Origin of the sequence: Castellaniella sp. (assembly GCF_049650445.1) — a bacterium.
In the GTDB taxonomy this organism is placed as follows: Bacteria; Pseudomonadota; Gammaproteobacteria; order Burkholderiales; family Burkholderiaceae_B; genus Castellaniella.
The window spans coordinates 40948-50354 of sequence record NZ_JBASAD010000012.1 but is presented as its reverse complement, the minus strand read 5'-3'; the positions used below and the strand labels follow the sequence as shown (position 1 = coordinate 50354).

At 63.0% G+C, this 9407-nt stretch carries 10 protein-coding genes; all 10 read left to right on the top strand.

What is annotated here, in order from left to right; genetic code table 11:
* Nucleotides 1-187 precede the first annotated feature (187 nt).
* The 10 genes from WA983_RS03740 to WA983_RS03695 all read left to right on the top strand — a co-directional run bounded on the left by WA983_RS03740 (nt 188) and on the right by WA983_RS03695 (nt 9368).
* Nucleotides 188-556 carry a DUF4870 family protein gene (locus WA983_RS03740; RefSeq protein WP_424311614.1) on the top strand — a complete coding sequence of 123 codons (369 nt, stop codon included), beginning with the start codon at nt 188-190 and terminating at the stop codon, nt 554-556.
* A gap of 248 nt (nt 557-804) precedes the next feature.
* On the top strand, nt 805-2016 hold the full coding sequence (gene metC, locus WA983_RS03735; RefSeq protein WP_424311612.1) for a cystathionine beta-lyase: 1212 nt from the start codon (nt 805-807) through the stop codon (nt 2014-2016).
* Nucleotides 2017-2061: 45 nt separating this feature from the next.
* Complete coding sequence (locus WA983_RS03730) at nt 2062-3171, top strand: DUF2817 domain-containing protein (protein ID WP_424252116.1); 1110 nt, start codon at nt 2062-2064, stop codon at nt 3169-3171.
* A 16-nt stretch (nt 3172-3187) separates the two neighbouring features.
* Nucleotides 3188-3829: a VOC family protein gene (locus WA983_RS03725; RefSeq protein ID WP_424252114.1), complete on the top strand. Its 642-nt coding sequence runs from the start codon at nt 3188-3190 to the stop codon at nt 3827-3829.
* Nucleotides 3830-3898: 69 nt separating this feature from the next.
* Complete coding sequence (locus tag WA983_RS03720) at nt 3899-4978, top strand: ABC transporter substrate-binding protein (RefSeq protein WP_424252112.1); 1080 nt, start codon at nt 3899-3901, stop codon at nt 4976-4978.
* Between the two features lie 40 nt (nt 4979-5018).
* Nucleotides 5019-5774 carry an ABC transporter ATP-binding protein gene (locus WA983_RS03715; RefSeq protein WP_424252110.1) on the top strand — a complete coding sequence of 252 codons (756 nt, stop codon included), beginning with the start codon at nt 5019-5021 and terminating at the stop codon, nt 5772-5774.
* Nucleotides 5775-5829: 55 nt separating this feature from the next.
* A complete protein-coding gene (locus WA983_RS03710) occupies nt 5830-6612 on the top strand; it encodes an ABC transporter permease (protein WP_424252108.1) in 783 nt (260 codons plus the stop codon).
* Nucleotides 6605-7384, top strand: coding sequence for an ABC transporter permease (locus tag WA983_RS03705; RefSeq protein ID WP_424252106.1), 780 nt, complete (start codon nt 6605-6607; stop codon nt 7382-7384). Before WA983_RS03710 ends, WA983_RS03705 begins: the two co-directional genes overlap by 8 nt.
* A gap of 30 nt (nt 7385-7414) precedes the next feature.
* Nucleotides 7415-7846 (top strand): PaaI family thioesterase, encoded by a 432-nt coding sequence (locus WA983_RS03700; protein ID WP_424252104.1) that lies wholly within the window; start codon nt 7415-7417, stop codon nt 7844-7846.
* Nucleotides 7847-7853: 7 nt separating this feature from the next.
* The gene (locus tag WA983_RS03695) at nt 7854-9368 is read left to right on the top strand and encodes a class I adenylate-forming enzyme family protein (protein ID WP_424252102.1); all 1515 of its coding nucleotides are present in this window, start codon (nt 7854-7856) and stop codon (nt 9366-9368) included.
* Nucleotides 9369-9407: the final 39 nt, after the last annotated feature.

Sequence of the window (9407 nt, the reverse complement as noted above, 5' to 3'; positions counted from 1 at the left end):
CCCGAACAGGACAGTGAAACGCCTTCGCGCCGATGATAGTGGGTGGACACCTGTGAAAGTAGGTCATCGTCAGGCTTTTATTCCGCAAAGCCCCTGCAGAGTCTCTCTGCAGGGGCTTTGTCTTTTTCCCTGCTAGAATGGGCTTTTCAAACGCTGGCGCATGCCCTGCGCCTTCGCAGGAGCTTTCATGATTCAAGGCGATGACACCCCCGATCTGGACAAGGGGCTGAACCAGCGTCAGCTCGTTCACCTGATGTATGGACTGTTCGCCGTGGGCATTCTGACGGCGGGGATCTTCGGTGCGGCGATCCTGGCCGCCGTGGTGCTGGCTTATCTGAAGCGCGGTGACATGGTGGGCACCGTCTATGCCGGTCACATCGACTGGATCATCCGGACGTTCTGGTGGGGTTTGCTATGGCTGGTGCTCAGCGCCCTGGGCAGCCTGATCTTCATCGGCTTTGTCACGGGCCTGGTGGCCATGATCTGGATCATCTACCGCATTGCCAAGGGCTGGCTGGCGCATTACGCCGGAGAAACACCGCTGCCGGGCCTGTAAGCCACCTCGTCAGGTACACACCACTCTCGACCCCCGCCCGGCCAAAGCGGGGGTTGTTCATTTCCCCTGCTCGTTTTCCGTGCTATCGGCCTGCCGTGCCGAGCGGATGCGTGTTGCTCCAGGGGCCATGGCGCACACCCAGACTTGAGGGAATTTTATGGATACACTCATTTAAGTAAAAAATAATTCCACATCAAATTTTAATATGATAATATTTTCCTACGACATAGCTTTGTATTGGAAAATAAATGATGTCACTGCATGGTGCGTCTGATCGTGGCGATCTGCGAGAAACTCAACTGACGCGCTTGGGGCGTGGTCAGGACCACTCGCTCCTGTATGTCAATCCTCCCGTGGTGCGGGGCACGACGGTGCTGGCGGATTCGCTGGCTCAGTGGCGACAGCGCGCCAGCTTGCGCGCGAGTGACAAGCCACAGGCAAACTACGGTCGTTTCGGGACGCCTACGACGGCCGCCTTCGAGTCGGCGGTTGCCGAACTGGATGGCGCCTACCGGGCCTTGTGCTTTCCGTCCGGCCTGGCGGCATGCACCCATGCGCTGTTGGCTGTGTGTCGGCCGGGCGGGCATGTGCTGATCAGTGAATTCGCCTACTGGCCCCTGCGAGAGTTCGCCGAGCAGACCTTGCGGTCGCTGGGGATCGAGGTCGAGTTCTTCCCGGAGCTGGATGCCGAAGGGGTTGCCGCACGGTTTCTTCCGAATACCTGTGCGGTCTACCTGGAAGCGCCGGGCTCCATCACCTTCGAGATCTGCGACGTGGATCACATCGCCGAGCAAGCGCATCGGCGAGGCATCCCGGTCCTGATGGACAACACCTGGGCGACTTCACTGTTGTTCCAGCCGCTCGCGCACGGTGTGGACATTGCCATCCAGTCCGCCAGCAAGTACATCGGCGGGCATTCGGATTGCATCCTGGGGGTGGCATCGTGCAATCAGGATGCGTGGGAGCTTCTGGCGGGTTCGGTGACTCGTTTTGGGCAAACGGCTTCTCCGGATGATTTGTACCAGGGCCTGCGCGGGCTGAGGACGCTGGGTGTGCGCTTGCGCGAACATGGGACGTCCGCATTGGCGCTGGCTCGCTGGCTGGAAAGCCAGGACGAGGTCGCCGTGGTGTGCTCGCCGGGCTTGGAGTCCCATCCCGGACATGAGCAGTTCAAGCGTCTGTTCGGCGGCGTGTCGGGTCTGTTCTCTTTCGTGTTCAAGCCCCTGAGCGAGCCGCAGCTCGCGGCGTTTTTTGATACGTTGCGCGTGTTTGGCATCGGTCTGTCGTGGGGCGGCTATGAAAGCCTGATGGTTCCCCTGACGGCACGGCCTGGTTCACGCCTGCCGGAAGCCGCAGTGGGTGGGCAACTGGTGCGGGTGCATGCCGGGCTTGAGCATGTCGAGGATCTGATCAACGACATGGAACGTGCCTTTACGGCTTTGCGCGAGACGCGCGCATGATGCGCGAGCCTGTGTCTGCCTGAACATGGAATAGGAGCCACCCGAGTGAATGACGCCGAGATCCTGGGTCTGTATCCCGTCAGCTATGCGCAGGCGCGTGCCCGATTCCTGGCTGCCGCGCATGCGGTCCATGCAACCGTAGACTCTCAGCTCTTGTCAGGTTACGCAGACGCGATGGGGGATCCCCTGACGCTGGATGCGGCATACCTGGGGCCGAAGGACGCATCGCGCGTGCTGGTGATGCTGGCCGGCACGCACGGCTCAGAGGGCTATGCCGCTTCGCCGCTTCTCACGGCGTTCCTGCCGCAGGCGTCGCGGTGGCTGGAGCATCAGGGTGACATCGGCGTGCTGCTGGTGCATGCCGTCAACCCTTATGGATTCGCTCATGTGCTGCGCACCAACGAGCATAACGTCGACCTGAATCGCAATTTCATCGACTTTTCAAAACCCGTACCTGGCAACCCTGAATATCGGACTCTGCATGCGCTGCTGTGTCCGGCAGACCGCAGCGATTCCGGTGCGCGCGCCGCGCGGGCCGCGTTGGATGCCTGGATGGCCGAGCACGGTCAGGCCAGTTTCTTCGATGCCCTGTTCAGGGGTCAATACGAGGTGCCCGAGGGGTTGATCTATGGCGGCACCGAACGCCAGTGGTCCAATCGCGCGCTGCAGGCCCTGGCCGAACGGTTCCTGGGGCAGGCGCGCAGGATCGCCTTCGTCGACTGGCATACCGGGCTGGGCGAGTACGGCAAGCCGTTTTTCTTGTGCTTCAACGAGTTCGGTGGCCCTGAGTGGGAGCGCTGTTGCGCCTGGTGGGGACGGGATGCCGTGGAAACCAGGGGTGGCTTCAACGGCGCGGCGCGGCCCCGGTATTCAGGGCTGGTCTTCCAGGGCATGCGAGAGTTCTGCGAGCAGGCCGAATTCGCCGGCGCGGTGATCGAATTCGGGACGACTCCGCCGGATGCTACGATAGCCGGCTTGCAACTCGATAACCGCCTGCGCTTCGATGCGGAACTGGGCGATGCGCAGCGCGCAGCCTTGCTGGAGCAGGCCATGGAATCGTTTTGCCCACAGGATCCGCAGTGGCGTCTCGACGTCATGCAGGAAGGCCTTGCCATTGCTCGTCGCGCCTTCGACGGCCTGTGCGCCTGGTCTTGAATCGTCCACGGGAGTGATGATGCTGAATAATCTCGATCATTTCATGTATGCCGGCACGAGCCTCGAAGACCTGGCTGCCCGGTTTACGGCCTTGACCGGCGTTGCTCCCAGGCAAGGAGGGCGACACCCCACGCTCGGCACACACAATAGTCTGGTGGGTACGGGGACGCCGACCTATCTCGAACTGATCGCACCCGATCCCGCGTCGGACGTGCACAGCGCAATGCGTATCGGGCTCCAGGCCTTGGCGCGCCCTCAACTGTATCGTTTCATCATGCGCTGCACATCGGATGACTTTCCTGCGCTGGCCAAGGCCTACCGTGCGGCGGGGATCGAGGCCCCGGTACATGACCTTCAGCGCATCACCCCCGAAGGGCAGACCATCCAGTGGCGCCTCATGATTCCCGAAGCCAATGCCTACGGCCTGTTTGCACCGTTTTTCATCGATTGGCTCGATACTCCGCATCCATCGACGCGCCTGCCGGCGGATGTCGAGGTCCTGGCGTGCGAAGCGGGGCACCCGCACGCTGCGCGCCTGGCGACCTTGTGGCAAGGGCTTGGGGTCGACATGGCTTTGCGGGCCGCAGATGCGCCCTACATGAGGGTGCTGTTCAAGACACCCCAGGGAGAGGTCGCACTGACGACGAGTGAGTCCTGACCCCCGATGCCGGATACATCCCACCAGAAGATCAATTGTTCATAAATAGAGTTACAGGAGAGAGACACCATGATTTCATTTTCCCGGGCATTTCGCAGCACTGTCCTTGCGGCTTCCGTGTTTGTCGTTGCGGCGGCAGCGCAGGCCGATCCTCTCCACAAAGTGCGGATCGGCTATCCACCCGCCTGGTCCGCCGTCGAGGCCGCGATTCCCTTCGGCGATACCCTGGGTTTCTTCAAGGAAGAAGGCCTGGCGCTGGACTATGTCTCTGTGCAGGGCACTGCGGTGCTGCTGCCGCAGGTGGCCAATGGTTCGGTGGAATTCGGCATCATGAACCCGGACCTGGCCATCATCGCCGCGTCCAAGGGGGAACCGTTTCCGATCAAGTTCTTCTATAACTTCTATCCCCGGAACATTTTTGAGTTCACGGTCCTGAAAGACAGCCCGATCAAGACCCTGGCTGACCTGAAGGGCAAGAAAATCGGGGTGGGCGCCCTGAGCTGGGGCAACCTGCCGATGTCGCGCCTGATGCTGCGCGATGTGGGCGTGACCTGGATGAAGGATGCGCAAGTCCTGCCGGTCGGCGTGGGACCCGCTGCCTGGGATCGGCTGAAGTCGGGCAGCGTCGATGTGCTCAATCTGCCTGCGACGCAGAACGTCATGATGGAGCAGGCGGGCACGCCGATCCGTCGCATCACGCTGCCGGAAGAGTTCCGCACGGTGTTCTCCAACGGCATCGCCACCAGCGATGCGCTCATTCAGAGCAATCCGGAACTGGTGGCGGGCATGGGCCGCGCGGTGGCGAAGTCCATGGTCGCCTGCATGGCGGATACCGAAGCCTGCGTTCGGGCCTACTGGAAAATCGATCCCAGCGCCAAGCCGACGCCGGAGCATGAGGCGAAATGGATCCAGACCTTCGTCGCCGTCAATCAGGGGACGTACAAGATCGGGGAACTGTCGGCGCTCGAGGGCAAGTACGGCACCTATGCCGAACCCGACTGGCGCAATGTCGTCCAGAAAATGAAAGAGGGCGAGCAGATCAGCACGTCGGACTTCGATCTGTCCTTGCTCTATACCGCCCGCTTTGCAAAGGCGTTCAACGATTTCAACATCGAAGCCGTGCGGGCCGCCGCCCGGGCCGCTCACTGATCGGCACGAACCGGCCACATGAAACGGATTGGGTAAAAACATGTTGTTGAATCTCCGCGATATCAGCGTCAGCTATCCGAGCCGGCGCGGGCCTGTCCTGGCCTTGGACAAGCTCAGCCTGACCATCCAGCCTTCGTCCTTCGTCTCAGTGCTGGGACCGTCGGGCTGCGGCAAGTCCACCCTGGTGCGTCTGGTCTCGGGTCTGCAAAAGCCCACCACGGGATCGATCGAGTTCGATGGCGCACCGGCCAGCGGCGCGCGCGATGACGTCGGGGTGGCGTTTCAGCAGGCGGCCTTGCTGCCCTGGAAGACCGCTCTGGAAAACGTGCTGCTGCCGATCCGCTTGACGGGTCAGCGGGCCGAACCGGCGCTTGAACGGGCCCGCTCGCTGCTTGATCTGGTGGGCCTGGCGGGCTTTCACGACCGGTATCCCCATGAACTGTCGGGGGGCATGCAGCAGCGCGTTTCGCTGGCCCGTTCCCTGATCCGCGGGCCGTCGGTCCTCGTGATGGACGAGCCGTTCTCGGCACTGGATGCGATGACGCGCGAAAACATGATGGTGGAATTGCAGCGGATCTGGCTGGATGCGCGTCCCTCCGTCCTGTTCATCACGCACTCGATCCAGGAGGCGGTCTTTCTCTCGGATCGGGTCGTGGTCATGAGTGGCCGGCCCGGCAAGATCATTGCCGACGTTCCGGTGGATCTGCCGCGTCCCCGCGATTTGCAGACGCTGGCGCATCCCCGTTTCGTCGAACTGTCGAACCAGTTACGCGATCTGTTCAATACGGAGAAGTGACGATGGGACCGCACTGTGCATGCATCGGCCTGCCGTCGTTTCCGAGGGGGCTGGCATGAACCGATCCACGGAATTTCTAGGAGGCCTCGCGCTGCGTCTGGCGCCGATCGCCGCGTTGCTGCTCGTCTGGTATGGCATCGTGCACGGATTCGGCATTCCGGAGCGGCTGATGCCGGACCCCGTCACCGTAGGCCTGCGCATCTATGCCGGGCTCTTCACAGAGGGCGATCTCTGGTCTCATCTCTGGCTGACGCTCAAAAGCACGTTCGCCGGCTTCGTGCTGGGGTCCCTGCTTGCGATCGCGCTGGGCAGCGTGCTGGCCATGAATCGCAAGCTGGAACTGCTGGTCTATCCCCTGGTCGTGCTGATCCAGGCGGTGCCCAAGGTGGCGATTGCCCCACTCGTCCTGCTGTGGCTGGGTTTCGACGAACGCAGCACGGTCACCCTGGTCGGCCTGATCTGTTTCTTCCCCGCCTTCGTCGGCGCTTTCGTCGGGGTGCGCTCCACGCCTGCGGTGCTGCTGGATCTGTTTCACACCCTCAGGGCCTCCGCCTTCAAGACGTACGTCCACTGCAATCTGCCCCATGCGGCCGGTTCGATCGTCGCGGGCTTGCAGGTGGGCTGGGGGTTTGCCCTGGTGGGCTGCGTGGTCATGGAGTTCATCATGGGGATGGGCGGTGCCGGGTTCCTGATCGACAACTCCGCCAATGCGCTCGACACCGCGACCGCCGTGGCGGCCATGATCCTGCTGGGCCTGTTGGGGTACATCGGCGGCGGCGTCCTGTCCGAAGCCAAGAGGCGCATCGTTTTCTGGGAAGGAGGCCGTCGCAATGAATAACGGCGAAATCATTTCAGGCCGGCTGCGCGTGGCCTTGCCAACGATCGGTATCGTGCTGCTTCTGGTCGTGTGGCAGGGCCTGGCACAGTTCGTGGTGGCCGATCCAAGTCTCCTGCCCACGCCTGGGCAAGTCGGGCGGAACCTGTGGGCCTGGATGCTGAGCGGCGGATTCATGCCGCATCTGCTGGCGACGGTGTATGGCGCCCTGGGGGGGCTGTGCATTGGCGCCGGGCTGGGGTTCGTCACCGGTGTGATCGTCGGCGAGGTGCGTCTCCTGAACCGGGCCTTGTACCCCATGGTGCTCGCCTTGCAGGCGATGCCCATCGTGGCGGTGGCGCCCATGATCATCGTGTGGTTTGGCATCGGCCTGGCTTCCAAGATGGCGCTGGTGGTGGTGGGGACGTTCTTCGTCATGTTCATCAATACCGTGGCGGGCATGCAGGCAGCGCCGATCGAACTGCTCGACATGGGTCAGGCCTTTGGGGGGCGGCGCTGGCGCATCGCGCTGGCCATCAAGGTGCGTGCTTCGCTGGATTACGTGTTCAGCGGCCTCGAGGTCTGCGCGGCCCTGAGCTTCATCCTGTGCGTCGTCGGCGAGTTTCTGGCGGCCAGGGCGGGGCTGGGTTATTACCTGCGTGCCGCTTCGTACGACATCAACGCCAGTTCGATGTTCGCGGCGGTCGTCGTCCTGTCTGTCCTGGCCTCTTTGCTCGCGCTGGCTGTCCGTGTGGCTCACCACCGCGTCGTGTTCTGGAAATACCGTAAGCACTGAACCCAATTCATTTCCATTGAGGAGTTTCGAATGACCGCTGGTTCCAACCCGCCCGTCACCCGTGAGTTGCTGCAATCATGGGCCGATGCATCGCCTTTCATCCGGTTCTGTCGCATGGAGGTCACCCTGGTCGATGCCGACAAGGGTGTCGTGGAAATGAAGATGCCGCTGCTGGCCGAACTGGCGCGTGATCCAGAGGCACGGCAGTTCCATGGCGGCCCGATCGCGTCGTTCATCGATACCGCCGGAGACTTCGCCGTCGCACTGATGGCGGGCGGTGGCGTGCCGACCATCAATTTCCGCGTTGATTACCTGCGCCCCTCGGGCGGGACTTGCCTGGTGGCGCGGGCCACGGCCCGGCGGGTAGGGCGCACCGTCGGTGTGGCCGACGTCGATGTCTTCGATGATCAGGGCCGTCTGACCGCCGTGGGCCGTGGTTGTTATAGCTCGCAGGTCGGGTGAGGGGCGCATGGACAACTCCGCGTTTCCGGCGGGCTCCAATCTGGGGGGGATGATCGCCCCCGCTGTCGACGGGGCGCAGCCGTGGTTGATCGAGGTAGAGGCCGACGGTGCCGAGCGCGTCTTCACGTACGATGATCTGCACCGTGCCGCAGCGGGTGTCGCGCGCGCCTTGCGTGCGCGTGGCCTGAAGCGGAATGCGCGCGTGGGCCTCATCGGCTTGAATAGCGCCGAGTATCTGCTGAGCTATTACGGGATCATGCAGGCGGGGTATAGCGCGGTGCCGATTGGCTACAAACTGGCGCAGCCCACCGTGGAATACATCCTGGGCGATGCCCAGGTGGACTGCCTGTATGCCGATGCCGACTGGGCCGCACGGCTGGACGGCAAGCTGCCCGTGCTGCCGCTGGGGGACCCGGCGGCCTGGCAGGCGCATCTCGATGAAGGACCTTTCGAGATCGAGTTCGTCCAGGCGCGGGACGCCGCGACGATCCTCTATACGTCCGGCTCGACCGGGACACCCAAAGGCGTGCCGCTGACGCACGGCGGGTATATCTGGACATTGGGCCAGGTCTCGGTCAATGGCGGTGATTTCATCCGTCGCACGGCAGCCCGGGTGTTGACTGCGGCTCCGCTGTCCCACATGAATGCGCTCTTCCTGTCCAAGACGGTGGCTGCCTACGGCGGCACCCTGGTGCTGATGACGCAGTTCGATGCACGGACCTTTCTCGAGAGTTGTGCGCGGCACCAGTGCGGTATCGTCACTGCCGTGCCGACCATGCTGGCCTTGTGTGCCCGGGAAACAGAGGCGCTGGCGCGGCTGGATCTGAGTTCGGTGCGCAGCGTCGCAGTCGGCTCCGCCCCCATCACGGATGCCTTGTTCGAACGGATTGCCACGATGTTCCCGCAGGCCGCTGTCCAGAACGGCTGGGGGACCACCGAGACCGGGCCCGCAGTGTTCGGGCCGCATCCCGGGGGACTGCCCCGGCCCCGCCTGTCTCTCGGCCATCCGCTGCCCGGCGTGGAGGTGCGTCTCGAAGGCGGCACGGCAGACGAAGGCGAATTGCATGTGCGCAACGGCGCCATCATGCCGGGCTATCTGAACCGTGAAGACGAGACCCGCCGGTGCCTGAAGGATGGCTGGTATCGGACCGGCGACGTCATGCGGCGCGATGCCGACGGGTTCTTTTATTTCGTCAGCCGCGCCGACGACATGATCGTCTGCGGCGGGGAAAACATGTACCCGGGCGAAATCGAACTGCTGCTGGAAAAACATCCCGGTGTGGCCCAGGCCGCCGTGGTGGCCGTGCCCGATGAAATCAAGGGCCAGGTGCCGGCCGCCTTCATCGTGCGCAGCGCCGGAAGCTCGGTTGGCGAGGATGAGATCAAGCAGTTCGCCCTGAGCCGGGGGCCGGCGTATCAACATCCGCGCTTCGTGCGCTTCATCGATGAAATGCCCTTGTCGGCCGCGAACAAGATCGACAAACAGCGCATCAAGAAAATGGCGGACGGCCTGCACCGCTGAGGCGGTCGCAGGGCGTTCGTGTCTCCATGCTTCCGGGGC

Excerpts from the sequence above, each read along its gene's own strand:
- WA983_RS03695 (WP_424252102.1), top strand. The coding sequence starts at position 7,854 with ATGGACAACTCCGCGTTTCCGGCGGGCTCCAATCTGGGGGGGATGATC.
- WA983_RS03720 (WP_424252112.1), top strand. The coding sequence starts at position 3,899 with ATGATTTCATTTTCCCGGGCATTTCGCAGCACTGTCCTTGCGGCTTCC.
- WA983_RS03725 (WP_424252114.1), top strand. The coding sequence starts at position 3,188 with ATGATGCTGAATAATCTCGATCATTTCATGTATGCCGGCACGAGCCTC.
- WA983_RS03705 (WP_424252106.1), top strand. The coding sequence starts at position 6,605 with ATGAATAACGGCGAAATCATTTCAGGCCGGCTGCGCGTGGCCTTGCCA.
- WA983_RS03710 (WP_424252108.1), top strand. The coding sequence starts at position 5,830 with ATGAACCGATCCACGGAATTTCTAGGAGGCCTCGCGCTGCGTCTGGCG.
- WA983_RS03715 (WP_424252110.1), top strand. The coding sequence starts at position 5,019 with ATGTTGTTGAATCTCCGCGATATCAGCGTCAGCTATCCGAGCCGGCGC.
- WA983_RS03740 (WP_424311614.1), top strand. The coding sequence starts at position 188 with ATGATTCAAGGCGATGACACCCCCGATCTGGACAAGGGGCTGAACCAG.
- WA983_RS03700 (WP_424252104.1), top strand. The coding sequence starts at position 7,415 with ATGACCGCTGGTTCCAACCCGCCCGTCACCCGTGAGTTGCTGCAATCA.
- metC (WP_424311612.1), top strand. The coding sequence starts at position 805 with ATGATGTCACTGCATGGTGCGTCTGATCGTGGCGATCTGCGAGAAACT.